The sequence below is a fragment of the Bradyrhizobium sp. USDA 3397 genome, assembly GCF_054060965.1.
Map to the genome: position 1 here is coordinate 2,416,093 of NZ_JBSSDS010000001.1, position 26,535 is coordinate 2,442,627.

At 63.5% G+C, this 26,535-nt stretch carries 24 protein-coding genes and 1 pseudogene; 8 read left to right on the forward strand and 17 right to left on the reverse strand.

Translation table 11 applies throughout. The annotated features are described in order from the left end of the window. Position 1: 1 nt before the first annotated feature. Together ACVWYQ_RS11460 and ACVWYQ_RS11465 are read right to left on the reverse strand one after the other, a co-directional pair. A complete protein-coding gene (locus tag ACVWYQ_RS11460) occupies positions 2–1,693 on the reverse strand; it encodes a benzoate-CoA ligase family protein (RefSeq protein WP_404539455.1) in 1,692 nt (563 codons plus the stop codon). 144 nt (positions 1,694–1,837) lie between these two features. Further along, entirely contained in the window at positions 1,838–2,356 is a 519-nt protein-coding gene (locus ACVWYQ_RS11465; RefSeq protein ID WP_271537214.1) for a MarR family winged helix-turn-helix transcriptional regulator, read from the reverse strand. A 251-nt stretch (positions 2,357–2,607) separates the two neighbouring features. Between ACVWYQ_RS11465 and ACVWYQ_RS11470 the strand changes: the two genes are divergently transcribed. Together ACVWYQ_RS11470 and ACVWYQ_RS11475 are read left to right on the forward strand one after the other, a co-directional pair. Next, positions 2,608–3,783, forward strand: a complete 1,176-nt coding sequence (locus ACVWYQ_RS11470) for an ABC transporter substrate-binding protein (protein ID WP_275500610.1) — start codon at positions 2,608–2,610, stop codon at positions 3,781–3,783. Between the two features lie 30 nt (positions 3,784–3,813). After that, a complete protein-coding gene (locus ACVWYQ_RS11475) occupies positions 3,814–4,269 on the forward strand; it encodes a cupin domain-containing protein (RefSeq protein ID WP_157285597.1) in 456 nt (151 codons plus the stop codon). 9 nt (positions 4,270–4,278) lie between these two features. Here ACVWYQ_RS11475 and ACVWYQ_RS11480 read toward each other — a convergent pair whose 3' ends face one another. The 3 genes from ACVWYQ_RS11480 to ACVWYQ_RS11490 all read right to left on the reverse strand — a co-directional run bounded on the left by ACVWYQ_RS11480 (position 4,279) and on the right by ACVWYQ_RS11490 (position 7,474). Further along, positions 4,279–5,529, reverse strand: coding sequence for a flavin-dependent oxidoreductase (locus ACVWYQ_RS11480; protein WP_404539451.1), 1,251 nt, complete (start codon positions 5,527–5,529; stop codon positions 4,279–4,281). A gap of 305 nt (positions 5,530–5,834) precedes the next feature. Further along, positions 5,835–6,671, reverse strand: coding sequence for an enoyl-CoA hydratase family protein (locus ACVWYQ_RS11485; protein ID WP_404539448.1), 837 nt, complete (start codon positions 6,669–6,671; stop codon positions 5,835–5,837). Between the two features lie 41 nt (positions 6,672–6,712). Next, a complete protein-coding gene (locus ACVWYQ_RS11490) occupies positions 6,713–7,474 on the reverse strand; it encodes an SDR family NAD(P)-dependent oxidoreductase (RefSeq protein ID WP_404546164.1) in 762 nt (253 codons plus the stop codon). Between the two features lie 212 nt (positions 7,475–7,686). Between ACVWYQ_RS11490 and ACVWYQ_RS11495 the strand changes: the two genes are divergently transcribed. From ACVWYQ_RS11495 to ACVWYQ_RS11515, 5 genes are read left to right on the forward strand one after another with little or no spacing between them, the layout of a single operon-like run. After that, positions 7,687–8,484 (forward strand): alpha/beta fold hydrolase, encoded by a 798-nt coding sequence (locus ACVWYQ_RS11495; RefSeq protein WP_404539445.1) that lies wholly within the window; start codon positions 7,687–7,689, stop codon positions 8,482–8,484. Between the two features lie 12 nt (positions 8,485–8,496). After that, entirely contained in the window at positions 8,497–9,786 is a 1,290-nt protein-coding gene (locus ACVWYQ_RS11500) for an acyl-CoA dehydrogenase family protein (RefSeq protein WP_404539442.1), read from the forward strand. Positions 9,787–9,788: 2 nt separating this feature from the next. Further along, positions 9,789–11,324: a class I adenylate-forming enzyme family protein gene (locus ACVWYQ_RS11505; protein WP_456725617.1), complete on the forward strand. Its 1,536-nt coding sequence runs from the start codon at positions 9,789–9,791 to the stop codon at positions 11,322–11,324. Beyond that, positions 11,321–12,409: an NAD/NADP-dependent octopine/nopaline dehydrogenase family protein gene (locus tag ACVWYQ_RS11510; RefSeq protein ID WP_271537198.1), complete on the forward strand. Its 1,089-nt coding sequence runs from the start codon at positions 11,321–11,323 to the stop codon at positions 12,407–12,409. The genes ACVWYQ_RS11505 and ACVWYQ_RS11510 overlap by 4 nt, the downstream gene beginning before the upstream one ends. 3 nt (positions 12,410–12,412) lie before the next feature. Further along, positions 12,413–13,420 (forward strand): 3-hydroxybutyryl-CoA dehydrogenase, encoded by a 1,008-nt coding sequence (locus ACVWYQ_RS11515; protein WP_404539436.1) that lies wholly within the window; start codon positions 12,413–12,415, stop codon positions 13,418–13,420. Here ACVWYQ_RS11515 and ACVWYQ_RS11520 read toward each other — a convergent pair. The 6 genes from ACVWYQ_RS11520 to ACVWYQ_RS11545 all read right to left on the reverse strand — a co-directional run bounded on the left by ACVWYQ_RS11520 (position 13,402) and on the right by ACVWYQ_RS11545 (position 19,718). Continuing rightward, positions 13,402–14,448 carry a M29 family metallopeptidase gene (locus ACVWYQ_RS11520; RefSeq protein WP_404539433.1) on the reverse strand — a complete coding sequence of 349 codons (1,047 nt, stop codon included), beginning with the start codon at positions 14,446–14,448 and terminating at the stop codon, positions 13,402–13,404. The two genes, ACVWYQ_RS11515 and ACVWYQ_RS11520, sit on opposite strands and share 19 nt — an antisense overlap. Positions 14,449–14,480: 32 nt before the next feature. Beyond that, positions 14,481–15,248 (reverse strand): ABC transporter permease, encoded by a 768-nt coding sequence (locus ACVWYQ_RS11525; protein WP_404539430.1) that lies wholly within the window; start codon positions 15,246–15,248, stop codon positions 14,481–14,483. After that, positions 15,245–16,030, reverse strand: coding sequence for an ABC transporter permease (locus tag ACVWYQ_RS11530; protein WP_404539427.1), 786 nt, complete (start codon positions 16,028–16,030; stop codon positions 15,245–15,247). The genes ACVWYQ_RS11525 and ACVWYQ_RS11530 overlap by 4 nt, the downstream gene beginning before the upstream one ends. Then, positions 16,027–16,872, reverse strand: coding sequence for an ABC transporter ATP-binding protein (locus ACVWYQ_RS11535; RefSeq protein WP_404539424.1), 846 nt, complete (start codon positions 16,870–16,872; stop codon positions 16,027–16,029). The genes ACVWYQ_RS11530 and ACVWYQ_RS11535 overlap by 4 nt, the downstream gene beginning before the upstream one ends. A gap of 94 nt (positions 16,873–16,966) precedes the next feature. Then, positions 16,967–18,661: a dihydroxy-acid dehydratase gene (ilvD, locus tag ACVWYQ_RS11540; RefSeq protein WP_157285609.1), complete on the reverse strand. Its 1,695-nt coding sequence runs from the start codon at positions 18,659–18,661 to the stop codon at positions 16,967–16,969. A 73-nt stretch (positions 18,662–18,734) separates the two neighbouring features. Further along, the gene (locus ACVWYQ_RS11545) at positions 18,735–19,718 is read right to left on the reverse strand and encodes an ABC transporter substrate-binding protein (protein WP_057028661.1); all 984 of its coding nucleotides are present in this window, start codon (positions 19,716–19,718) and stop codon (positions 18,735–18,737) included. A gap of 160 nt (positions 19,719–19,878) precedes the next feature. On the opposite strand from ACVWYQ_RS11545, the gene ACVWYQ_RS11550 reads away from it, so the two are divergent. Then, positions 19,879–20,787, forward strand: a complete 909-nt coding sequence (locus tag ACVWYQ_RS11550; RefSeq protein ID WP_157285611.1) for an NAD(P)-dependent oxidoreductase — start codon at positions 19,879–19,881, stop codon at positions 20,785–20,787. An 8-nt stretch (positions 20,788–20,795) separates the two neighbouring features. Here the strand turns inward: ACVWYQ_RS11550 and ACVWYQ_RS11555 are convergent, their stop codons facing one another. The 6 genes and pseudogenes from ACVWYQ_RS11555 to ACVWYQ_RS11580 form a co-directional block, all read right to left on the reverse strand. After that, entirely contained in the window at positions 20,796–21,359 is a 564-nt protein-coding gene (locus ACVWYQ_RS11555) for a flavin reductase family protein (protein WP_275500628.1), read from the reverse strand. A 9-nt stretch (positions 21,360–21,368) separates the two neighbouring features. After that, positions 21,369–22,574 (reverse strand): acyl-CoA dehydrogenase family protein, encoded by a 1,206-nt coding sequence (locus ACVWYQ_RS11560; RefSeq protein WP_271537181.1) that lies wholly within the window; start codon positions 22,572–22,574, stop codon positions 21,369–21,371. Positions 22,575–22,663: 89 nt separating this feature from the next. Next, on the reverse strand, positions 22,664–23,932 hold the full coding sequence (locus tag ACVWYQ_RS11565; RefSeq protein WP_271537179.1) for a CaiB/BaiF CoA transferase family protein: 1,269 nt from the start codon (positions 23,930–23,932) through the stop codon (positions 22,664–22,666). Positions 23,933–24,145: 213 nt separating this feature from the next. Then, on the reverse strand, positions 24,146–24,574 hold the full coding sequence (locus tag ACVWYQ_RS11570) for a GNAT family N-acetyltransferase (RefSeq protein ID WP_404546162.1): 429 nt from the start codon (positions 24,572–24,574) through the stop codon (positions 24,146–24,148). A gap of 427 nt (positions 24,575–25,001) precedes the next feature. Then, positions 25,002–25,601, reverse strand: a pseudogene (locus ACVWYQ_RS11575) (PBSX family phage terminase large subunit); the annotation flags it as partial. Between the two features lie 114 nt (positions 25,602–25,715). Beyond that, a complete protein-coding gene (locus tag ACVWYQ_RS11580) occupies positions 25,716–26,102 on the reverse strand; it encodes a hypothetical protein (protein WP_404539417.1) in 387 nt (128 codons plus the stop codon). Between the last annotated feature and the right edge of the window lie 433 nt (positions 26,103–26,535).

Consider the following 26,535-nt stretch of genomic DNA (forward strand, 5'->3'; position numbering starts at 1 on the left):
CTCATTCCGCGGCGACGCCTGAGGACGTCACTGCAGCCTGCGCCAACTGCCGCAGGGCAAAGCGCTTCAGCTTGCCGGTCTCGGTCTTCGGCAATTGCGCGACGAACTCGATGGCGCGCGGATATTTGTACGGCGCGATCTCGCGTTTGACGTGCTCCTGCAACTCGACCACCAGCTGAGCGTCAGGGGTCACGCCGGGCGCGGCAACAACATAAGCCTTGACGATCATGCCCCGCGCCTCGTCGGGCGCACCGACCACACCGCACTCGGCGACCGCCGGATGCGTGAGCAGCGCCGCTTCGACGTCAGTTCCTGCGATGTTGTAGCCGGCCGACACGATCATGTCGTCGGAGCGCGACTGGTACCAGAAATAGCCGTCGCCATCCATCAGATAGGTGTCGCCCGTGATGTTCCAGCCGTTCTGGACGTATTTCCGCTGCCGCTCGTCGGCCAGATAGCGGCAGCCGGTCGGCCCGCGCACGGCCAGACGGCCCATCGTTCCGGGCGGAACGTCGCGGCCCTCATCGTCGACGATCTTGGCTTCATAGCCCGGCACGGGCTTGCCGGTGGCGCCGGGGCGGATCTCGTCCTCGGTCGCGCTGATGAAGATGTGCAGCATCTCGGTCGAGCCGATGCCGTCCATCAGCTTGATCCCGGTCGCCTTGAGCCAGGCATCAAATGTCGGCTTGGGAAGGGTCTCGCCCGCGGAGACGCATTTGCGGAGCGAAGAAATGTCGCGGCCTGCGAGCTTGCCGAGCATGGCGCGGTATGCGGTCGGCGCCGTGAAACAGACCGTGGTCTTGTACTGCTCGATCGCATTCAGAATGTCGTCCGGCGTCGTCTTCTCCAGCACGACGAAGGAGGCGCCGATATGCATCGGAAACAGCACGCCGCCGAAGCCGAAGGTGAAGGCGAGCGGCGCCGAGCCGATGAAGCGATCGTTTTGCTCGGCGCGCAGAATGTTGCGCGCATAGCCGTCACAGACCGCGAGCATGTCGCGATGGAAATGCATGGTGCCCTTGGGATCGCCGGTCGTGCCCGAGGTGAACGCGATCAGGCAGATGTCGTCGGCGGCGGTATCGACCGCCTCGAACTCCGGACTGGCATCGGCGATCAGCGCTTCGAGCGAATCCGCCGCGCCATTGCCCCAATAGATGACCCGATCGAGGCCCGGTGCCGCAGCCTTCGCCTTCTCCATCTCCTCGGCGAGCTTTCCATCGCATAGCGCCAGCGTGATCTCCGCCTTCTGGATCGGATAGGACAGCTCCTTGGCGCGCAGCAGCGGCATCGTCGCCACGCAGATTCCGCCGGCCTTGATCACCGCGAGATAGGTCGCAACCATCATCGGATTGTTGGCCGAGCGCAGCAGCACACGCCCGCCGGTGACGAGGCCGAGCTTGCCAACCAGCACATTGGCGATGCGGTTCACCAGCGCCTGCAGCTCGCGATAGGTGTAGCTGACGCCTGGGCTGACGACGCAAGGAGCATCGCCGTGGCCCTGCTCGACCCAGCGATCGAGGAAATAGCTGACGCAATTCAGTCGCGGCGGATAGTTCAGCTCCGGCCGCGTGAAGATGAATTCGGGCCAGAGCTCGCGCGGCGGCAGATGTTGCCGCGCGAACGTATCGACATGGGCCGTCGCAGCATTGCCGTCACACGAGCCCGACACTTGAATCTTGGCGGCGTTGGCCATCGCACGCTCCTTTCAGCATGGATTGCACCCGGCAGCACGATCTGGAAAACATTTTAGGCTTAAAACAATTCGGCGCAATAGGGGATTTTGGGCATCCCGTGCTTTTTCATGCGGCAAAGGGTGTCGGGCTGTCGCGCCCGCAGGCTACGGCCGGCGGCGGGCGGCCGATTTCTGCGCGGACGCCTTGGTCTTGGCGAGGAGGCGCATCAATTCGCGCACGTCCTTCGGGGAGAGATCGGCGAACAGATCGGCGATCCAGGTCTCGTGCTCGGCGGCCATCCTGCGGAACTCGGCACGCCCAAGCTTTGTCAGCCGGATCACCTGGACGCGGCGATCGGTGTCCGAGGTCCGCCGGTCGAGATGGCCTGATTCCACCAGGCGCTCCACGAGCCCGGTCACATTGCCGTTCGAGACCATCATGCGCTTGGAGACATCTGACAGGGTCATGCCGTCAGGCGCCTTGTCGAGCTGTGCCATCAGGTCGAAACGCGGCAACGTGACGTCGAACCGCTGCCGCAGCCGGCCGCGCACCTCGCCCTCGATCAGCGTCGTGCAGGTCAAGAGCCGCAACCACAGCCGCAGCTCTTCGGCGTGGTCCTCCGGTGTTTCGACAACCTTGGTCTCGGAATCGAGCATGTCGATGCAGTCACTCACGGCCGGCATTGGCGCGGGCACGGATTCCCCAACGTTTTGAGCTTCAAATAAATCCGCGCCGGCCGCAAGTCCAAAGCTGCAACAATCGACCGCACGCCAGTTTCTTTAGGCTTCAAATAATTGGCGCGCAGCTTGCATGCACAACTGCCCGCAGGATGCGACGCATCGCGCTCGGCTTGCCGGGGCCGCCGTCATCGGCATAAGCTTTGGATTGAAGTACGTGGCTTGCAGCGCAAGCCAATCCTCACGAGGGACAGATCATGAAGACGCAAATGACCTTGGCTGCAGCTGCGATGCTACTCGGCACCGTGGTGACCCCTGCCCTCGCCCAGGAAAAGATCAAGCTGGGTGTGATCGTGACCCTGTCGGGGCCCGCCGCAGCGCTGGGCCAGCAGGTTCGCGACGGCTTCGCGCTCGCCGTGAAGGATCTCGGCAGCAAGATGGGTGGCCGCGATGTCGAGGTCGTCGTCGTCGACGACGAGCTGAAGCCGGATGCTGCGGTGACCAAGGTGAAGGGCCTTCTGGAGCGTGAGAAAGTCGACTTCGTGGTCGGGCCGATATTCTCCAACATCCTTCAGGCCATCCACCGGCCGATTACGGAGTCGAAAACCTTCCTGATCAGCCCCAATGCCGGTCCGTCGACTTTCGCCGGCAAGGATTGCAATCCGTTCTTCTATGTGACCTCGTATCAGAACGATCAGGTGCACGAGATCCTCGGCAAAGTCGCGCAGGATCGCGGCTACAAGCGGATGTACCTGATGGTGCCGAACTATCAGGCCGGCAAGGATTCGGTAGCGGGATTCAAGCTGGACTATAAAGGCGAGATCGTCGAAGAGTCCTACATGCCGCTGAACACGCTGGATTTCCAGCCGGAGCTGTCCAAGATCTCCTCGCAGAAGCCCGATGCAGTGTTCACGTTCATGCCGGGCGGCCTCGGCGTCAATCTCGTCAAGCAATACCGCCAGGCGGGGCTCGCCGACACCATTCCGGTGCTCTCGGCCTTCACGGTCGATGAGTCGACCCTGCCGGCGCAGCAGGATGCGGCGGTCGGCATGTTCGGCGGCGCGAACTGGGCGCCCAACCTCGACAATCCTCAGAACAAGAAGTTCGTTGCCGCCTACGAGGCCGCCTACAACAGCGTTCCCGGCACCTACGCCTTCCAGGCTTACGATGCCGCGATGCTGATCGACAGCGCCGTCAAGGCCGTGAAGGGCAATCTCTCCAACAAGGACGCCGTTGGCGCCGCCTTGAAGAAGGCCGAGTTCACCTCGTTGCGCGGGGCTTTCAAGTTCAACAACAACAATTATCCGATCCAGGATTTCTACCTGACCAAGGTCGCCAAGCGTCCGGACGGCAAGTTCCAGACCGAGATCGTGCAGAAGGTCTTCGAGAATTACGGCGACCGCTATGCCAAGGACTGCAAGGCGGCGAACTAAGGCCGTGTATTGCGTTACGGGAGGACTGCAATGAAGAGCGAAATCACCGGCATCACGCGGGCCAATGAGGGAATCCAGGGCATTTCCTGGAACATCCTCGGCCAGACCTACGTGCCGAAGAGCTACGCCGAGAACAGCTTCTCCTGGCACGCGACGCTGCCGCCGGGCACCTTCGTGCCGCCGCACATTCACCCCGACCAGGATGAGTATCTCTACATGCTGGAGGGCAAGCTCGATTTCATGCTGGGCAATTCGGAGGCGCAGGCAAGTGCAGGCGACCTGATCCGCCTCGGCATGGGCGTGCCGCACGGCATCTTCAACAAGTCGGAGCAGACCGCCAAGGTGCTGTTCTGGGTCTCGCCGAGCCGCAGGCTGTTCGACCTGTTCTGGGGGCTTCACAACATGAAGGAGCAGAAGCCCGAGGACGTCGTGGCGATGGCTGCCGAGTTCAACATCCACTTCCTGCCGCCGCCGCCCGGCGGCTAGCAGCCTGTCTTAAGCGCGGACCGCCGCGAGTCCCGGCACCGCGGCGAAGCCTGCCTTGGTGGCATAGCCGCGCACGATAGCCTCGCGCTGGGAATAGCTCAGGACGTTGTCGACATTGTCGAAGCCGTCGGGCGCGAGCTGCTCGACCGCGTCAATGACGCCCTCCGGCCCGCCGCGCCGGTTGGAGCGAACGATCTCGGCCGTCATCGGCAGACGCTTCTTCTCGTATTCGAGCAAGGCCTGACGCGGGTGCTCGGCGCGCACCAGCACATCCGCAAGACAGCGCGCGTCGAGAATGGCCTGCGAGGCGCCGTTCGACCCCACCGGATACATCGGATGCGCGGCATCGCCGAGCAGCGTGACCCTGCCCGATGACCAATAGGGCAAGGGATCGCGATCGCAGGTCGGATATTCGTAGAATTCGGGCGTTGCCGAGATCAGGCTCTTCACGTCGATATAGGGCACCGAGAAGCGCGCCACGTGCGGCATCAGCTCCTCGCGGCGGCCCGGCCGCGACCAGTCTTCCTTCCGCGGCGGCGGCGCGTTGCCCTCGCCCACCTTCACCAGCACCGCCCAATTGGTCAGGCGGCTCGCCGGGCTCGATCCTTCCGCGATCGGATAGATCACCACCTTGGCATTGAGACCGCCGGCCACGATCATCGATTTGCCGGTGAGAAACAGCGGCCAGTCACGCGCACCGCGCCACAGCATGAGGCCGTTCCAGCACGGCGGCCCTTCGTTCGGAAACAGCGTCTCGCGGACGCGCGAGTGAATGCCGTCGGCGCCGATCAGGATATCGCCGCGCGCGGTGTGGACATGGGCGCCGGCGCGATCGAAGAAGTAAGCGGTGACGCCGCCCTCGTCCTGCGAGAAGGCGCCGAGCCGGCAGCCGGTGTGAATCGCCTCACGGCCCAACCGCTCCTCTACGGCACGGTGGATGACGCCTTGAAGGCGGCCGCGATGGATCGAGAATTGCGGCACGTCGTGGCCGGCGTCGATGCCGCGAGCTTCGCGCCAGACCTCCTGGCCATGGCGGTTGAGATAGTAGAGCTGATCGGTGCGGATCGCGATCTCGTCGAGATTCTGCAACAGGCCGAGGCCGGCCAGCTCGCGCATGGCATGCGGCAGCGTGTTGATGCCGACGCCGAGCTCGCGAATGGTGTCGGCCTGCTCGAAGATCTCGCAATCCAAGCCGCGCGAGCGGAACATCAAAGCCGTCGTGAGACCACCGATACCGCCACCGACGATAATCGCCTTCATCGCCCTAACTCCACTCGAACCGCAGGCAATGGGTTAACGTCGCACGGGCGGTCACTCCGCCGCAAGCGGCTTTGTCGCCTCCGCCTTGAGCTCGGCCCGGGTCTTGGGCTTAGCCTTGATTCTCAGCTCCTCAAGATCCTGCCGGTCGCGCACGCTGTTGCGGAACCCGAATACATGCGCATCGGCGACATCACCGCGCGATTGGCGAGCTTCATCTCACGCAGGCGGCAATGAAATTAGTTTAAGCCTAAAATAATCTCCCGCAAGTCCCCTCACTGGATTGGCTGCAGATGATTGCGACCGGCTCAGTCGCCCCTGAAGACCGGTTTGACCTTGTTGGCGAAAGCGTCGAAGGCGCGCTCGAAATCCGCCGTTGTCATGCACAGGGCTTGAGCCACGGCCTCTGCCTCGATCGCCTCCTCCACCGACATCGCCCATTCCATCGCCAGCATCCGCTTGGTCATGGTGTTGGCGAAGGTCGGGCCTTCCGCGACCTGCTTGGCCAGAACCTGCGCCTGGGGCAGCACCTGCTCCGGGGTGACGATACGGCTGAAGAAGCCCCAGCGCTCGCCCTCTTCCGCCGTCATGAACCGGCCGGTGTAGAGCAGCTCGGAGGCGCGGGACTGCCCGATGATGCGCGGCAGGATGGCGCAAGCACCCATGTCGCAACCGGCCAACCCCACCTTGTTGAACAGGAACGCCACCTTGGCCCCGCTCGCCGCAAGGCGCATGTCGGATGCCATGGCGATGATCGCCCCGGCGCCGGCGCAGATACCTTCGACCGCGGCCACGATCGGCTGCGGGCAGGCCCGCATCGCCTTGACGAGGTCGCCGGTCATGCGCGTGAATGCGGTCAGACCCTTGGTGTCCATCTTCACCAGCGGGCCGATGATCTCGAACACGTCGCCGCCGGACGAGAAATTGCCGCCGGCACCCGTGACGGCGATGGACTTGACCGCGTCGTCGAAGGCGCAGGCGCGGAAGAAGTCGGTCAGTTCCCGATAGCTCTCGAACGTCAGCGGATTCTTTCGTTCGGGACGGTTGAGCGTGACCGTCGCAACGCCGTCGACCACGGCGAGCAGGAAGTGCTGCGGTGAGTAATCCGCAAGCGGCACGGTAACGGGATTGGCTGGTCTGCTCATGGGATCTCCTTGGCTTTCTTTTTCCGCACCTGCCAGGCAGGCTAGACTTCGCCACCGGCCACTGCGATCGCCTGTCCGGTGATCGCGCTCGCGCCCTCCCCGCACAGCCAGAGAACCGCGTCTGCGACCTCCTGAGGCGTGACCAGCCGTCCTTGCGGATTGTGCTTCGCGAGCTCGGCAATTGCCTGCTCGCGGGTCCGGCCCGTCTTCTTCATGATGTTGTCGATGCTCCCGGCGACGAGGTCGGTGTCGGTGAAGCCTGGGCACACCGCATTCACGGTGACGTTGCTTCCGGCCATCTCGAGAGCAAGCGAACGCACGAGGCCGATCACGGCGTGCTTGGCCGCTGCATACGCGCTGACATAGGCATAGCCCTTGAGCCCAGCGGTGGACGCCACCGCGACGATGCGGCCGTAGGGACGATCCTTCATGCCCGGCAGCACGGCCTGGACAGCATGTACGACGCCCATGAAATTGACATCCATCATCCGGCCGAAGAGCGCGCTGTCCGATTTCGCGAACGGCGCCGATTCAGCGCTACCCGCGTTGGCAATCAGGATGTCGATCGGCTTGCGCGCACTTGCCCCGGCGATGGCAGCTTTCAAAGACGCTTCGTTCGAGACGTCAGCGACAGCCGCAAAGTGCGCGGTGCCTGCATTAACCGCCTCGTCGAGAACCGCCGCGCTCCGGCCAAGCACGGTCACGGTCGCACCGGCGCCGACGAGAGCGGACCCGATCGCTCGGCCGATGCCGCGCCCACCACCGGTGACCAGCGCGTGCGGCGAATGCGGCAATCCGGACATACGCTGGCTCCCTCGGCTCTCGTGATCGCGCTTCCGATATATTTTAAACTTCAAGTTTTTGCAACGAAAGCGGCGCTCGATCGGCGAGCACCGCCGCGCGGGAGACGGCCCGAAAATTGCTTTAAGTATAAAATTATCGCTTTCCATCCCCCACAGGCCTGTTAGCATCGAAGGGCCCAGCAGAAGGATGTCGCGTGTCGCAGCCTGTGCCAATGATAACAAAGGACGAACGCTTCGCCTACGAAGCGGCGGGTGATCCGGACGCGATACCGCTGATCTTCCTGCACGGCATCGGCGGCGCGGCGCGGGCCTGGCGGCGGCAGCTTGCGACATTTGGCGACCGCTTCCGCGCGATCGCATGGGACATGCCCGGTTATGGAGGATCGGCGCCGCTTGCCAGCGTCAGTATCGCTGCCCTGGCGGAGGCGCTGCAGCAATTCATCGCGCAACTCGGCGTCAGCAGGCCTGTTCTGGTCGGCCATTCCATCGGCGGCATGATCGTTCAGAAGTGGCTGGTTCAGTCCCCCAAGCTGGCACGCGCAGTCGTGCTGGCGCAGACCAGCCCTGCCTTCGGAAAGGCGGACGGCGACTGGCAGAAAGCGTTCATCGCAGCGCGACTGGGACCGCTTGATCGCGGCGAGACGATGAAGTCGCTGGCCCCCTCCCTGGTGAAGGAGCTCGTCGGCGACGATCCCGATCCGAACGGGATGGAGATCGCCCGCGAATGCATGGGGAGCGTGCCCGAAGCGAGCTATCGCGCCATGATGCTGGCTCTCATCGGCTTCGATCAACGCAGCACGCTCGGAAGTATCTCCGTTCCCACGCTGTTGCTGTCCGGCTCAAAGGACAACAACGCGCCCGCGCCGATGATGGCAAAGACGGCGACCTATATCCCGGGGGCCGAATATGTCGAGCTGCCTGGCGTCGGCCATCTCGCCAATCTCGAACGCCCCGAGGCTTTCGACGAAGCTCTCGGCCGGTTCCTGAACTCTCTCGCGACCAAAGCCTAAGGTAACTGCGCGATGACCATGCAAGTCAGCAAGACGATTGGCGCGACCAACAGGGTCGCGCTGGATGCGCCGATCTTCGATCCCACTGCATTCCGCTTGAACGACGAGCAGGCCGGCATCATCACCCGCGCGAGAGAGATTGGCCAGACCGTGTTTGCCGGTCGCGCCGCCACTTACGATCGTGAGGCGACTTTCCCGACTGAAAATTACCGCGATTTGCATCGCATCGGTCTACTCGGTATCGCCGTGCCCAAGAAGCACGGCGGCCTCGGCGCGAATTACCAGACCTATGCCTTGGCGGCGGCCGAGATCGGCCGCTATTGCGGCGCCACAGCGCTGACCTGGAACATGCATGTCTGCTCGACGCTGTGGTCGGGTCCCCTCGTCGACGATCTGGACATGGATGCGGAGACGCGCGCCGAGCACGAGCGGCGGCGCGCGATCCATTACAAGCGCATCGTCGAGGATGGAGCGATCTACTCGCAGCCCTTCTCCGAAGGTGGAGCTGCCGCTGCCGGCGGGGTCGCATTCGGCACTGAAGCAAGGCCGGTCGCAGGCGGTTGGATCGTCAACGGCAAGAAGATCTTTGCATCGCTCTCGGGCCACGCCGACTATTACGGCGTGCTTTGCACCGAGATCGAGCAAGGCAAGAAGGCGTCGCGCCGCAACACGCTCTACCTGGCGATATCAGCCAAATCAGAAGGCGTCTCGGTCGTCGGCGACTGGGATCCGCTGGGCATGCGCGGCACGGTTTCCCGGACGCTGCTGTTCAAGGATGTGTTCGTTCCGGAAGATTCGGCGCTGATGCCGCGCGGCGTGTATTTCCAGGCAGCTCAGCGCTGGCCGCACATGTTCCTGACGCTGTCGCCAACCTATATGGGCCTGGCGCAAGCCGCCTACGACTTCACCGTGCGTTACTTGCGCGGCGAGGTCGCGGGCATGCCTTCGGTCAAGCGGCGGATGTACCCGACCAAGCAGATCGCGGTGGCGCAGATGCAGATCAAGCTGGAGCAGATCAAGGCAATCTGGTTCCAGGCCGTGACCGAGGCGCGCGCCAATCCGAACAAGGAGCAAGTGCTGCGCGCCTATGCCGCGCAATATTCCGTGATGGAGGGCGCCAATGAGCTCGCCGCGCTCGCGATCCGCACCTGCGGCGGCCAGGCCATGCTTCGCTCGCTGCCGCTGGAGCGGATCTATCGGGACAGCCGCTGCGGCTCGCTGATGCTCCCCTGGACCGCCGAGCTCTGCCTCGACCGGATCGGGCGCGAAGCACTGTACGAGGCCGGTGAAACGGACGACTGACCGTGGACCTCTGTAGCCTCATCGACCGCAACGCGGCGTTCGCCCCAGACAAGACGGCCATTGCCTTCGAAGGCAAGCGGCTGAGTTACGCGGCATTCGCCGCACGGATCGAACGGACCGCGACTGCCTTGAAGGGGGAGCTCGGCGTCGGCCGCGGCGATCGCGTCGCGATTCTAAGCCTGAACCGGCCGGATTATCTGGTTCTGCTCTACGCCTGTGCGCGGCTCGGCGCGATGCTGGTGCCGCTGAACTGGCGCCTGGCCGTCGCCGAGCAGCTGTTCATTCTCGGAGATGCCGGCACCAAGGTCCTGGTGCTCGAGCAGGCGTTTTCCGGCGTGCTTGCCGAGCTGGGGCAGACCGCGGTGGGGACATCGGTCGTCGGCCTCGACTTCGCGCCGCCTCGCGGCACGTCGTTCGAAGATTTGCTGGCTCGCGGTGACGGCACGAGCCGAAATCCACACACCGACCTCTCCTGCCCACTGCTCATCGTCTACACGTCGGGCACGACGGGGCGACCAAAGGGCGCGGTGCTGCGCCAGGAGGCGCTGTTCTGGAACGGCGTCATGAGCCAGCACATGCACAACATGACATCCGAAGACCATGTGCTGACCGTGCTGCCGTTCTTTCACGTCGGTGGCCTCAACATCCAGACTACGCCCGCGCTCCAATTGGGCGCGACGGTCACGGTGCATGCGCGCTTCACGCCGGACGCCGCGCTTGCGGCTATCGAACGGGAACGGCCGACACTCACGGTGATGGTTCCTGCGATCCTTCAGGCGGTGAGCGAGCACGCTGCCTGGGCGACCGCTGATCTTTCCTCACTCAAGGCCGTCGCCACCGGCTCGACCATCGTACCGCCGCACCTGATCGAGCGCTTCGTCGCGCGCGACGTCCCGGTGCTTCAGGTCTATGGTTCGACCGAAACCTGCCCGATCGCCGTCTACACGCGGCTTGGCGGCGATCTTTCGCGCGCGGGATCGACCGGCCTTGCCGGGCTGTGCTGCGAGGCAAAGGTGATCGACCAGGCCGGGGCTGAACTGCCCGCGGGCACGCCGGGCGAGATCGCGGTGCGCGGCCCAAACGTGTTCTTCGAATATTGGGGCAACGAGGCTGCAACGCGCGAGGCGTTGCGCGACGGCTGGTATCGCACCGGCGATATCGGCCTGTGCGACGCCGACGGCTATTTCTGGATCCGCGACCGCAAGAACAACCTGATCATTTCAGGCGGAGAAAACGTCTACCCGGCCGAGGTCGAGCGCGTCCTGCTCGAACATCCTGATGTCAGCGACTGCGCCGTGATCGGCCGGCCGGACCCGCGCTGGGACGAGGTGCCGATTGCCTATGTCATTGCGAGATCCGGCTGCCGGCTCGAGGCGGACGAATTGAAGGCGCATCTTCAAGCGCAACTCGCGCGCTACAAAATTCCGCGCGAGATCGTCTTCGTCACCGATCTGCCGCGGACGGCGCTGGGCAAGGTGCAGCATTTCCTGCTGAAGCAGCTTGATGCGCAGTCACGGGCGCAAGGAGAAGCATCTTGAAGATCGCAGTTCTGGGTGGGGGAAACGGCTCTTTCGCGGCCGCGGGCGATTTTGCGCTGTCGGGGCACGAGGTGCGGCTCTGGCGCCGCGATGCCGATAAGGTCGCAGCGCATCGCGCCGCCGGCTCGCGCATTCTGGTCAAGGATCACAACGGCCGTCATGACGTGAAGCTGGCGCTGGTCACGACCGAAATCGCGGACGCGGTCGACGGCACGGAGCTGATCCTGTGCCCCGCGCCCGCCTTCGCGCAAGCAGACATCGCCCGCCAGCTCGCGCCGCATCTGCGCGACGGTCAGGTCGTGTTTCTGCCGCCAGCGACGTTCGGCTCGATGATCTTCGCTCAGGCGGCCCGAGATGCCGGCAACAATGCCAAGGCCAGCTTTGCCGAAACCGGCACACTCCCGTGGCTGACCCGCAAGCACGGACCCTTCGAGGTCGCGATCACCATCCGCGCCAAGCGGCTCCCCGTCGGCGTGTTCCCGCTTGACCAGGCGCCCCACGCGCTCGCTGTGATCGGACGCGCTTTCCCAGACGCGATCGAGGCGTGCGGAGACGCGCTGTCGGGCGCCCTGATGAACGCAGGTCCGATCATTCACCCGCCGTTGATCGTGATGAACGCAGGGCCGATCGAACATTTCGAGCGCTGGGACATTCACAAGGAAGGTACGCAAGCCGCGATCCGCCGGGTCACTGACGCGCTCGACGCAGAACGCATCGCGGTGCGCGAGGCACTCGGCTACGGCGCGCCACATTTCCCGCTCGCTCACCATTACGCGAAGGAAGGCGAGATCTGGATGTATGGCCGCGGCTCGCACGACCGGCTGACCGATTCCGGCGATTGGCGCGAGCGGATCGTGCTGACAGAGCACCGTTACATGCGCGAAGATCTGCGGCTTGGGCTGTCGCTGCTGGTGTCCGTCGCGGGCCTCGCTGGCGTGGACACACCGCTGGCCAAAGCGCTTCTGTCAATCGGCGGCGCAATCTGCGGCGAAGATTTTGCCCGAGGTGGCCGAACGCTCCAGACGCTCGGGCTCGGCGATCTCAGCAAGGCTGAACTACAGACGCTGCTTCGCAATGGATTCTGATCGATGACCAATCGCATCAATATCGCCTGTCTCGGCGCTGGCCGCATGGGCCGGGGCATTGCCGTTGCCTTCGCGTATGCAGGGCACAGGGTCACGATGATCGATATCAAGGCGCGTTCCGCGGAGGACTTCACCAAGCTGGAAACGGACGCGCTTGGCGAAGTCAGGAAAACCTTCGCCAGCCTGTCGAAGCTGGGGCTCTTGGCCGAAGCGGATGTCGATCCACTTAGCGCGCGCGTCTCGGTGGTGGCGGCCGGCGGAAGCGCTGCAGCTCTGTCCGAGGCCGGCATCGTCTTCGAGGGCGTTCCTGAGGTGGTCGAGCTCAAGCGCGAAGTATTGGCGGCGGCGTCAAAGCGGGTCGGCCCTGAAACGATCATCGCGTCAACGACCTCGACCATCCTCGTCGACGATCTCTCGGGCGCAATCGTGAACCCGCGCCGCTTTCTAAACGTGCACTGGCTCAACCCGGCCTATCTCATCCCGCTGGTCGAGGTTTCGCCCGGCAAGGCGACAGACCCGGCCGTCATCGACGAGGTCAAGACGCTGCTCGAAGGCATCGGGAAGGTGCCGGTGGTCTGCGCCGCTACACCGGGTTTCATCGTCCCGCGCATCCAGGCGCTGGCAATGAACGAGGCCGCGCGCATGGTCGAGGAAGGCGTCGCCAGCGCCGAAGAGATCGACAAGGCGATCCGTTACGGCTTCGGCTTCCGCTATGCCGTACTCGGGCTGCTCGAATTCATCGATTGGGGCGGCGGCGATATCCTGTACTACGCCAGCCGTTACCTCGAAGGCGCGCTTGGTAGCGACCGCTATCGCGCGCCGGAGGTCATTTCCCGCAACATGCATGAAGGCCGCATCGGCCTGCGCACGGGCGCCGGCTTCCTGGATTACTCCGGGATGGACGTCGATGCTTATCGCGTGAAGCGGTTGCAGGCCATGGTCGACCTGCTCCGGCACTTCGACCTCGCCCGGCCGCCCGTGCTCGATCGCGGCTACCCGAAGACGTCCTGAAGCACGCCTTCGCGGACGACCGCAACGCCGTCGAGCTCGATCGTCGTTCCCATCATCGGCAGGTCGAAATGTCCGGCCGTGTAGCGCCCTGCAAATTCATTCGCGCCGGTCGAGAACAGGAAATTGCCGGAAACGGCCCGAATCTCGGTGCCGTTGGTGTCGCGCTGGTCATACATGGATAGCGCCTCATAGCGCGCACCGGGATTCATGCCGAAGCCGACATGCGACACGGCATAGGCTTCGCGATCGCTCCAGGCGGCCAGATAAGCGCGCATCATCGCGGCATCCGTGCCCTCGCCTTCGAGTTCCACGACATAGTCGTCCTTCAGAGTCATCTTCACCGGCGAGGTCAGGTAGCGCTTGAAGGTCAGGTTGATGTCGCCGGGCGCCATCACCAGAGTGCCGTTGATGGTCCCGCTCTTGGGAAAGCTGACGACGATGCCGCCGGGCCAATGCGCGAGCGTGCCGGGCTTGTCGGTCCAGCCCCACACACCGACCGTCGACGCGCCGACCATATCGACATCGAGCGCCGTGCCGGCCTTCGAGGAGACACGCATGCGCTTCGTTCCGCGCAGCATTTTGGCTGCCGCACGAACACGCTTTTCGAGCGCGGAATCCGGCACCATGCGCTCCAGCGCTTCGGGATGCTCGTTAGAGATCACCAGGATCCGCGCGCCGGCTTTGAGAATCTCCGGCGTCTCCACCGCATGCATCAGTCCTTCGATGGTGCAATCCACGACGAAGCCGGCCTGCTGAAGCGCCGTGATCACTGGACCAAGCTTTTGGATCGCCTCGCTCGCCCCGGTGGAGCGGACCGGAACGATATGCCGGTTACGCCGCGTCGGCATCACCACATGAAACGGCCGCGCGCCCATCCGCAGCAGGGCCAGCTCCGCGAGATGGACGTTCAACGCGCGTGACTGGGTCTCCGACAGGATCGCCGCGGTATCGCCGGCCTTGACGGCGCATCGCTCAAAGATCTCGCAAAACGCATCGATCCATTTTGCCTCGATACGATCAGCCAGCATGGTTCTCTCCCGGTCTTCAGGATTCTTGTTAGTTACGCTTCGGGGAAGCCCCGGAGCAAGTACGAGCGCACGGCTCCCAGCAGGCCGTTCAAGATCAAGCCCAGCAGCGAGATCGTGATCAGCGGCACGAACATGTCCACGGCCTGGAAGGTTCTGGCCGCAGTCACGAGGGCGTGCCCCAGTCCGTCCGTCGACGTGATCATTTCGGCCAGAAACACCACGATGCAGGAAATGACAAGGCCAATCCGGCACCCGGTCAGGATCGACGGCATCGCTGCCGGCAGCACTACCTTGAAGAGGATTTCGTAGCGTGACGATCCCGCAGCCATAGCCGACCAGATCAGCTTCTGCTCGACGGTCGAGGCACCGTAATAGGTCGACAGCAGGATCGGGAAAAGAGCGTCGGCAGCCACTAATGTGATCTTCGATCCGTGGCCAAATCCGAGCAGCAGCAGCAAGGCCGGATAGAGCGCGACCTTGGGCAAAGGCGCCAATACGCGCACGATGGGCCGAACCACGGCGTTAATCGTCGGATTGGCGGCGGCGGCAATGCCGATGCTGACACCGAGCACGACAGCAATCGCGAAGCCGGCAAACAGCCTGATCAGGGTCGCCGCGATCTCGTGCTGGAACGTCGAGGTTACGAGTTGCTGGAGCAGCCTGCCGAAGACGAAGCCCGGCGGCGGCAGCAGAACTGCCGGCGCGAAGCCGAAAGACACCAAGCCTTGCCACAGCGCGATCACCAGTGCGATCGGAGCAATCCCAAGAACGAAATTAGGGGAGAGAAGCCGCGACATCATGAGAAGCTCAGCGGCATGTCGAACTGTGGCTCGGACCAGCGCACGAGCCTGGCACGAACCCTTTCAAAAATCGCGTCGAGGCAGATTCCCATCGCTCCCACGATGATGATCATCGCAAAGACGGTTTCGTATTGGCCCATGTCGAGCGCGTTGAACAGGATGTTTCCGGCACCGGACTGACGGGCAATCATCTCGCTGGTGATCATCGTGATCAGCGCCAGCACCAACCCCGTACGACACCCCGTCAGAATTTCAGGCAGGGCCGCCGGTAGCACGATCCGCACCAGACGCTGCACCGGCGAGAGCCCCATCGCAGCACCCGACCACAGCATCTTCTCTTCGACCGCCTTGGCGCCTTCGAAGCTGTGATAAATCACGGGCAGGCTGACGCCGAGGAAGATCACGAGCGTTTTCGTGATGTCGCCGACGCCGAGCCACAGCATGATGATCGGCATCAAGGCCGCCTTCGGCACGGGATAGATCACCATCAGGAGCGGATTGAAGAAGGCCGCAACTGCGGCGCTACGTCCCATCAAGAGGCCAAGCGGAATCGACACGAGCACGGCCGCGCCAAATCCCATCGCCATGCGCCGGAGCGAGGCCAGAATATTGATCAGAGATTCCTTGTCGCCAAGGATGTCCGGAATCGCTTTCATCGCTCCGATCGCGGTCGGAAAGCTGTCATTCTTCAGCGCCAGTGACGCGACCTGCCACACCACCAGCAATCCGATGCAGGCGAGCACCGGGGCAGCGCGCTTGGTCATGCCGGCCGCCGACATCATGCGGGCGCTCCGGCTTCGTCGCTCTCGTCGAACATGCGCTCGATATCGACGACGTACTTCTGGTAACGCGGATCGAGCAACAGCTCGTTGCGGCGGCGCGGCCGCGGCAGGTCGATGTCGATGACCTGCCGGATTCGCCCGGGCGATTTCGACATCATGACGACCTTGTCCGAGAGGAAGACGGCTTCGTCGACCGAATGGGTGACGAAAAGCACCGTCTTGCGGTCACGCTCCCAGATATTCAGAAGATCGTTCTGCAGGCGCGTCCTCGTGTGCGCGTCAAGCGCCCCGAACGGCTCGTCCATCAGCAGCACTTCGGGATGGTAGGCAAGTGTCCGCGCCAGCGCCACGCGCTGCTTCATGCCGCCCGACAGCTCCTTGGGATAGAAATTCTCGTAGCCCTTGAGGCCGACCATCTCGATCAGCGCCCGGCTCTGCGCTTCGGCCTCGGCGATGCGAATTCCTTGCTGACGCGGCCCATACATCACGTTGCCGAGCACGGTCTTCCAGGGAAATAGCGCAAACTCCTGGAACACCGGTCCGCGATCCGGACCGGGCCCCGTGATCGCCTGCCCCTTCATCTTCGCCGCGCCGCTGGTTGGACTGACGAAGCCGCCGACAATGTAGAGCAGTGTCGACTTGCCGCAGCCGGACGGACCAAGGATGGAGACGAAAGCTCCCTCCTCGATCCTCAGCGAGATATCCGACAGCGCAACATGATCCTTGCGTGCCGAGGTCTGAAAAACCTGCGAGACGCGGTCGATCTCGATGATTGCGGAAGCCGGGTCTTGGTGCGTCACCGGTCTCACCCGTTCGCTCGATCTCGCAGACACTACCGTCATCCCGCCTTCCGTCCTACTCGCACGAAGCTTCAGCGGCACGAGCTTAGCAAGAAGCCTGCCAGACGGGCTGTCATTTTCGCACCCGTGCGGTGCGTCATTCGAACCACGGCCATTCTGCCGGGCCTTCATGCGTCACGGCTCCGCCTGGCGCCTGCCCAACCAGCCGCGCATATTTTGCCAGCGCACCTGCACGGTGGCGTGGCGGGCGCGGCTTCCAATCGCGTCGCCGCGCAGCGAGCTCCTGTTCTTCGAGCAGGACATCCATCCGCCGATTTGCCGCATCGATCCGGATCCTGTCACCATTCCGGACGAGCGCCAGCGGACCGCCAACGAATGCCTCGGGGGACACGTAGCCGATGCACATCCCGCGGGTCGCGCCGGAGAACCGGCCATCGGTGATCAGCGCCACTTTTTCACCCATGCCCTGCCCGTAGATCAGTGCGGTGACGCCAAGCATCTCACGCATGCCAGGTCCGCCGACTGGCCCTTCATTGCGGATCACGAGAACCTCGCCCGCCTTGTAACTGCGGTCACGAACGGCTGCGACGCAGGCTTCTTCATCCTCGAAAACACGCGCGACGCCTTCGAAGAATTGGCTCTTCAAGCCCGCCACCTTGATCACCGCCCCATCGGGACAGAGGTTACCCTTCAGCACCGCGACGCCACCGTCAGGCATGATCGGCGCACGAGCCGTGTGCACAACCTCTCCGTCGGGCGCGTTGGCCACACCGTACTCTTCGGCAAGTGTGCGGCCGGTGATCGACAAGCAGCCGCCATCGATATGACCGCTCTGGATCAGCTCGCGAATGATGACCGCAGCGCCGCCGATATCGTAGACATCCTTCGCCGTATACTTGCCTCCGGGGCGCAGATTGCCGATCAACGGCGTCCTGGCAAAGACCTCCCCCACGTCATCGATGCTGAATGCAATTCCGGCCTCATTCGCGATCGCCGGCAGGTGCAGCGCGGCGTTGGTCGAGCCGCCCGTCGCTGCCACGATCGCCGCTCCGTTCTCCAGGGATTTCCGCGTCACGATGTCGCGCGGCAGCGGCCCGCCGCGGTCCAGCATCTCCATGATCAGTCGGCCGGCGCGTCGCGAAATCTGCGCACGCTCGGAATAGACACCGGGCACCATCGAGACGTTGGGAATGGTCAGCCCCATCGCCTCCGATACCATGCCCATGGTGTTCGCGGTGAACTGGCCGGCGCACGCACCGATCGTCGGCAGGCAGGCGCGCTCGATCCGCTCGAGCGTGGCGCCGTCGATCTCGCCAGTCATGAAGCTGCCGACAGCCTCATAGGAATCGAGCACAGTCAGCGTACGTCCATCCACGCGCCCGGGCAGCGAGCTGCCGCCATAGATGAAGATGGATGGCACGTTGCAGCGGACCATTCCCATCATCACGCCAGGAAGGGTCTTGTCGCACCCGCCGTATCCGATCAGCGCATCGTAGGCCAACCCATGGACCACGGCTTCGATCGAGTCGGCGATCAGCTCACGCGAGAACAGGGAGAACTTCATCCCCTCATGATTCATGCTGATGCCGTCGGACACCGAAACAGTCGAGAACTCACGCGGTGTACCGCCGGCCTCCTCGATCCCGGTCTTGGCTGCAGCTACCTGGAAGTCGTGGGTCATGTTGCAGGGCGTCTGCTCACCCTTCATGCTGACGATGCCCACCATCGGCTTCGCAATCGCAGCGTCGTCGAGCCCCATGGCGCGCATGAATGCACGATGCGGCGCTCGGTCGAGGCCGTCTGTGGTGACTCGGGATCGCAACTTCTTCATATATGCATCTTCTTCGTGCAGCGTCCCGGATGATCCGGAACGCCACGATGTTGGTTCGGCAATTCGCCCGCTTCTATTGCAGCGGCGCGACGATCGACGGATGCTTGAACTGTGCGACATCCAGCTTCGGCAGCATTCCTGTCTCTGCATAGATATCCAGCATCTTCTGGATCGCCGGGAAGTTCGGCGCAGCACCCGGATCGCGGCCGAAATCATTGTCCTTGAGCAGGTAGGTCTCAAGCACCGGGATGGGGGCTTTCAGCACTTCATTGACGACCTTGAGAGTCTCCTCGCGGTTCGCGAGTGCCTTCTTCATGCCCGAGGTAATATCGCGGACATAGGCCTTGACCAACTCAGGGTTCTTGTCGACGAAATCGGCACGGCAGGCTTCCAGGATGTGCACGATGTTCGGCATGGCCTGGGAGAGCGAGAACAGCTTCCTTGTGCCGCCCTTTGCCTCCGCGCGCGCAGCAAACGGCTGGTTCATATTGACCGCGTCGACGCGGCCTTGGCGCAGCGCGTCCTCGGAGACGGCAAAGCCGACCTCGACCAGCTTGATGTCCTTGGCCGGATCGACGCCATTCTGCTTCAAGAGCAGATTGAACGGCCCTTGCGTACCGCCACCGATCACGGAAATGCCGACGGTCTTGCCCTTGAGATCCGCGATTGACTTGATGGGCGAGTCATCCTTGACGGCCCAGTAAACCGAGAAGCCGCCGGGCATCTCGAAAACATGCTGCGCGACGATATAGGCCTTGAGATTGCCGCCGACGACCCCATTGGAGAGGGAGAGCGGCGCCTGCGTCGCGCAGTCCAGCGCACCTGCCGCCAGGGCCTGCGTCATCGGCGCGGTGCCCTGGAATTGGGTCCATTCGATGTTGTAGGTCTTGCCGAGATTGGGAAACTCTGCCGGCCTGCGCATCATCCAGTACTTGGACTCCTCCGCAGGGATGGTCCAGCCGACGCGGATCGTCTGCTGCCCCCATGACGGGCTTGCGCCCGCGCTCACGGCGGCTGCCGCCCCCAAAGCCAGGATCCACTTCGAAACGGTTCGCATCGTGCCACTCCGCTGCTCCGGCGCCGACTGGCGCCGCCAACCCGACCGCCTCAAATGTTTCATGGTTCAAACAATCAGGCAAGCCATGCGAGGTGGGCGATCTTGCCGGCAGGTAGGCTATGTATGGTAAAGCGGCGTCTGCGACAGAAGGAGGCAACCTATGGCTGACGACAGCAAGAACCGCACCGAGAAGCTCGGCTATCTCGGCCTCGGACTCATGGGAACGCCGATGACCCGACGCCTGCTGAAGGCTGGCTATCAGGTCGCTGTCTGGAATCGCTCGGAGGGCAAGGTGGCGCCGCTCGTCGAGGCTGGTGCCAAGCACGTGGTTACGCCCCGAGATCTGCTGGCGAGCTCGGATATCGTCTTCATGTGCGTGACGGATGCGGCGGCGGTGGAGGAGGTGATCTTCGGGCCCGAAGGTCTGGCAGCAGCCCTTGGCGCGGGCAAGCTTGTGGTCGACTTCTCGTCTATCCATCCCGACGCGGCGCGCGATCTCGCAACGCGATTGAAAGACGCGAACGGGACGGGCTGGATCGATGCGCCGGTGTCCGGGGGCACGAAGGGCGCCGAGGAAGGCACGCTCGCCATCATGGCGGGGGGAGAAGCTGGCGACATCGAGAGGGTGCGGCCCTATGTGCTGGCCATGGCGCGCAGGTTCACGCACATGGGCCCGGTCGGCGCCGGCCAGACCACAAAGCTGTGCAACCAGGTGATCGTCGGATGCGCGATGGCCGTGCTCGCGGAAGCAACCCGCCTTGCCGTGAACGCCGGAATTGACGCCAACCGATTGCCCGAAGCGCTCGCCGGCGGATTTGCGGATTCAATCCCGCTCCAGCTGTTCGTGCCACGAATGGTCAACGGCATTCACAGCCCGCCGCTCGGCCACATCGCCACGATGCTCAAGGATCTCGATACGGTCGCCGATGTTGCACAGGCAACCTCGACGCCGGTGCCGATGGCCGCGCTTGCCGGACAGCTTTTCAGGCTGGCGAAGGCCGCGCGAGGTGCGGACGCGGACGCGCTGGAGATCTACAAGCTTTCGGCGGCAGAGCGCAAAGCAGTATAGGGGGCGCGTTACGGCACGTTCTTGCGCTCATCGTCGGCTATGAAACGACCGAACGCCCCTCGCGCAAAGAGCAGCGGCTCCTTCGCATTGTAGGTATATGCCTCGACCGCGCCGAGAAAGATCACGTGGTCACCGCCATAATAGCGATTCACGGAGCGGCATTGAAAGTTGGCGACGCTCTCGGCTAGCACTGGCGCGTTGCCGAGGCCAGGGGTCCAGTCGACGCCTGTGAACTTGTCGTCCGACGATCTTGCAAATTTGTTTGCGAGCGCCTGCTGCGAAGCGCCGAGAACGTTGACGCTGAAATGGCTGGCGTTCTGGAAGACGGTCAGGCTCGAGGAATAGACGACGAGGCTCCACAGAACCAGCGGGGGATTCAGCGAGACCGAGGCGAAGGAATTGCATGTCAGCCCGTACGGCGTGCCGTCGGGCGCTGCCGCCGCGATAATCGTCACGCCCGTTGCATACGTCCCGAGCGCGTTGCGAAAGTCGCGAGGATCAATCTGCGAGCTGTCGCTCGCGAGCTCGTTGGCAGGATCCGGAGCGCGAGGCTGCTTCGGCAAGTCATTCATCGGCCGACCTCACAGCGTGAGATTCTCGGAGGGCAGGCCGAGGGCCACCCGTCCGTAGTTGGTCCCGGCCGCATCGAAGTTGAATGCGAGATGTGAGTTGATCGCGTGCGCATCGCGGAACTGCCGCTGTAACACGCCGCTCGTGAACAGCCCGCGCGCGCCGCTGGCCGCAAACAGCATCGAGACTGCGTCCGTGCACAAGTTCACGGAAAAGGATCCGTCGCGGCGGTATCTGGTCTTGGTCGCCATATCGGGAATATGGCCGCGCCGCGCGTCCTCCATGGCATCGAGACAAGCCGATCGCATGATCAGGCGCGCAGCGTCGATCTTGGCCGAGGCCTCGGCGATCTTGATCTGCGTGCTTTGAAAATCGCTCAGCTTGGCGCGGTTGTAGGTCGAAATACGATGACGCGCGACCTCCGTGTAATCGTCGAGGCACGCCTGCGCATTCCCCAGCGCGACACCGGAAAGGACGTAAGGAAATAGTGAGAAGACAGGCAGCGCATACAGAGGATTCGGATTGACCGTGCTTCCCGGCGTCGGGCCACCCGAGAGGTCCCCTACGGCGACCGTCATATGGTCAGGAACGAAAGCGTCGCTGACCTCCACATCGCACGACCCCGTCCCGCGCAATCCCGCGACATTCCAGGTGTCCAGTACCTTGTAGTCGCCGCTCGGTAGCAGGAATATCCGATACTCGATACCGTCCGCCTCATCGTCGGAATAGACCACGCTTGCCAGCATGTTCCATTCGCAGGAGGCAACACCCGAGGAGAACGGCCAGCTGCCGCGCAACTGGTATCCGCCCTCGACTTTCGTCGCGCGCCCGGCCGGAAAAATGAACGAGGATGCAATCAGCGTATCCGGATCGCGGCCCCAGACCAGATCCTGCGCCCGTCGCTCGAACATGCCGAGCATCCAATGATGGCTCGCCAGGTTGGCGAGATTCCAGGCGACCGACGCATCCGCCTGCCCGAGCAGTTCAGCGCAATCGACGAGAGCGACATAGTCGAGCTCAGCGCCACCAATCCGGGCCGGCTGGAGCATCCGGAACAAGCCGGCCTCATGAAGATCCGTCTCTGTTTCCGAAGGCAGATGCCGCAGCTCCTCCGTCCGTGCCGCCCGCTCCCGTAGTCGCGGAAGGAGGCTCCGGGCCTTCGCGATCATGGCCGCATAGACCTCACCGCCGGCTTGCAGACCTGCGGGCTGGGTCATGCTCGGCTCCTGGCCAGGCGCCATTCGTGTCCCTCGCTTTCACACATTTATGCGGCGGGACCTTCGCCAAATCAAGCCGAGCCAGTGCCTCAAGTCGACCTCGGAGGCTTGACCAACCCAAAAGCGCCCTTCTCGCCAAAATCCGCGATCCGACGTTCGTCGTAGCCGAGCATATCTTGCAGGATCTGCTTGGTGTGCTCGCCCAAAAGAGGTGCCGCGACGGGGTCGACCGCGCCTGTCAGGCTCATCGTAATCGGCGGCTCGATGTTGGGCACCCACTCGGCTGTCGGATGCGGAATCCGGTTCAAGCGATGGCGCTCGCGAGCCTCGGGGGCATTGAAACCCTCCTCGACCGTCCGGAGATAGCCGACCGGGATATTGGCCAGCTTCATCTTCGCCATCCAGTTCTCGAGCGTATCGCTGGCGAAGACTTCGGCAATGGCTGCCCGCAGCAGCTCCTTGTTCTCCGAACGGGCTTTGCGCGTCGCAAACTGCGGATCGGTGATGAGATCGGGCCGATTCAGCACCTCGACCACAAGCCGGCGGTAGAGCCGGTCGTTGGCGCAGGCCATGTAGAGCGGCCCATCTGAGGCCTCGTAGACTCCGACGGTCGGAGACCCGCTCGGCGAATTGCCGAACCGGCCGGGATTTTCGCCGTTGATGAGATAGGCCATGCCGTAGAAACCGGTCATCCCCATCGCAACGTCGAACAGGGCGACTTCGACATGCTGCCCCCGGCCGAGCCGCTCCCGCGCCAGCAGCGCCAGCAGGATGGCATTGCAGGCGGACATCCCCGTCGCCATGTCGACGATGGGCGGGCCGGTGCGAACCGCCGGTCCATCGGCAAATCCGTTGAGCGACATGAAGCCGCTTTCCGCCTGGGTGATCGGATCGAAGCCTGGCCGGGAGGCAAACGGTCCGCTGCGTCCGTAGGCGGAGATCGAGCAATAGACCAGCCGCGGGTTCAGCGGCGCGACCGATTCATAGTCGAGCCCGAACTTCTTCATGACCCCGCTCGAAAAATTCTCCACGACCACATCTGCCTTGCGGATCAGGTCCAGCGCGATCTCGCGCGCCTCCGGCACGGCAAGATCGAGCGCGATGCCGCGCTTGTTGCGGTTCAGGCTGAGAAAGGCGGCGCTCTCACCTCCAATCTCCGCGTGCTCATAGGCGCGCGTGTCGTCGCCGCCATCGGGATTCTCGATCTTGATGACGTGCGCACCGTAGTCGGCGAGTGTCTGGGTGCAGGCCGGGCCAGCGACCACACGCGTGAAATCAACGACCAATAGACCATCGAGCGCGGTCGGCCCTCCCGTCCCTTGCGAGGAACGTAACGGCAATTGAGGCTTGGTGGGCATCGGTCGCGCTCTCCCTTACATCGGCTTATGGCCGCCGAATTTCCTGCAAGAGCAAGCTTAAAGCCCGGCGCTGCCGACTTCGCAAGTCCCACGCCGGCATCGCTTCAATACGCAAAAAGGACCCGGCAGCCCCCAGGCTGCCGGGTCCTCGGACGTTCCAGGCGCGTACTGGCCATTAGATAGACGGCGCGTTCCGTGCGGCGGCAAACCTGCTCAGTGCAGCCACTTCCGCCAATAGAGCGTATGCGCCCAGGCCCAAGGGGTCTCGGGCTCGAACAGCCGATAACCCGCCTGAATGAAGTTGTTCGCTGATACCGGGTTGTCCGTTGTATCGGAGACAATGCTGTCCCATCCGATACGCCGCGCCCTCGCTTCCACCGCACGCATCAATCTGCGCTGAAGGCCACGTCCCCAATGCCGCTGCAACACGCCAACTCTGGAGAAATAGCCGGCGCTTCGAACGTGGGTCGAGGGCACAATTCCGGCGAACGCGACTGCGTCCGCGTCGTGATAAGCCATCCACCACGCGCCGAGGTCGAACGTGGGCATCGCCGCGGCATCGAAAAACGTGAGTCGATGCAGATCGGCTAAGGTTTCAGCAACGTCATCATCGGACGCATCGACGATACGAATTCTGTACATGAGCCACTCATTGGGCAGCAGATCCTGATCGGGCACGGAGCGACGTCAACGGCGCCATGAAGGCTCATTTACCCAGTACCACCTTGACGCCAAGCCAGACGGCACCCATCAGGCCAGTGGCAATCACTGTGATCACTGCCTTGAAGGTGTAGCTCTGGGCCTGCTCCACGCTCTTTCGCCACCTCCGCAGGTGCTGAAGATCGGCTCGCATCTCGCTGCCGACCCACTGAACGACCCAGATCGTGAAGGCATCTGCGGCGGCGCCGGCGCCGCCGATGTCGATGAAGGCACGGAGCGGCAGCAGCGGATCTGCGGCAACTTTGCCGATCCGCCCCTGCGCGCGCGCTTCCGAGAGCAGCGAGGCGAAATAAGCACCCTCGAAGGCGCGTGCATAGTCTCCCTCCCAGATGTGATCGTAGCGCTCCGGATAGAGCTTCTGGTCGAGCACCCGCTCCTCCTCGAGCACATCCGGAAACCAGGGATTGTCGCGCCAGTTCGCCTTCACGACCACGGCGCCGTCCGGCTGCCGCCCACGCAGAAAATCGTCGATCGCATCGCTCTTGCGACGCGGATTCCAGCTCGACCAGAGCTCGGAGTCCTTGGCGCGGATCGTCGGCCGCAGCAGCGCGAGGCTGCGTGCGCTCAAGGATTGCGCCTCGTCGATCCAGGCGATGCGAAACCCCTCCAGGGATTTGATCGAGTCGGCGGTGTGATCCTGAAGCCCGCGGAAGATAATGAGTCCGTCGCCGGGCGTCTCGATCTTGTCGCTGAATAACTTGAAGCCGTGCCCGAGCCCGAGGCTTGCGATCTTGCCTTCGATCAAGCGCTTCGACGATTGCGCCAGCGTGCGCTGCGCCTCGCGGATGCAGACCGCGAGCGTGCCGCGCTCGGCCTGGCAGGTCTCGACCAGGAGCTCGCCGAAGAAATGCGACTTGCCCGAGCCGCGTCCCCCATAAACGCCCTTGTAGCGCGCAGGTTTGAGCAGCGGCTCGAAGATTTTCGCCGTCGGAATTTTCAGGATGGACACGAGATGCCCTCGTTCGCAAAGGCATCAAACGAAAAACCCGCGACGGATCGCATCCGCGCGGGCAACACCAACTTCTGTCGATGATGCCATTCTGCCAGTGTTTTGCCCGACGGGTCAACGGTCAATCGAGGCGCGATTGCAGATTGGAAGCTCCGCCATCTCGAGCGTCGTGACGGCGTCACCGCTGTTCGAGCTCGGCGGATGCACGATGATGCGTTCGATCCGGTGGATCAGTTCCAGCACGCCGTCCTCGCCGTTCTCGACTGGCTGTGCGGCCTTGCCCCAGCCGCGATCGAGGATGGCGTTGGCCGCCGAGACGCGCGCCGCGGGCGTTGCATCCTCGCTGCGCATGACGCCGACGAGCACCCTGATGGCCGTCCTGGTGTGGCTGCGCGCAAGCGAGCGGATTTCGGTCAGGTTACGCGCCCGCGAGGTCTTCGCTCGCGGGGGTAAGCGGACCGGTGCGCGCTCGGGTTCACCTTCGACGATGTCCTCGCTCACGCAAACGTCTCCCACAGCACGATGGCAACGAGGCCCGCGACGGCAAGCGATATCAGGTAGGCGGTCATCATCTCTCCTTGTCAAGAAAATGCGCGGCAGATCGCGCGAAGAGCGCGATCGTTTCGGGCGCGAACCCTATCTCCGGTCCCGGAGACCGCAGCGGCGCGGGCACGCGGCCCTGCGCCGCGGGCCGGCACGTTCGCGCGTGCACGGCCAGCAATGGTTCGGACGACGGCGCGCCGATCGGCGCTCTCTCAACGCGTTATCAAGCGAGTGCGTGGCCGCAATGCGCCGCCGCCGTCCGATTGCGACATCGAGAACGAAAAAACCCGCGGCGGATTGTTCCGCGCGGGTGAACCAAGCTCGTCTCGATGATGGCATTCTGCCGGTGTTTTGCCCGACGTGTCAAAACCTTCCGCTGAATTTAAAAAGC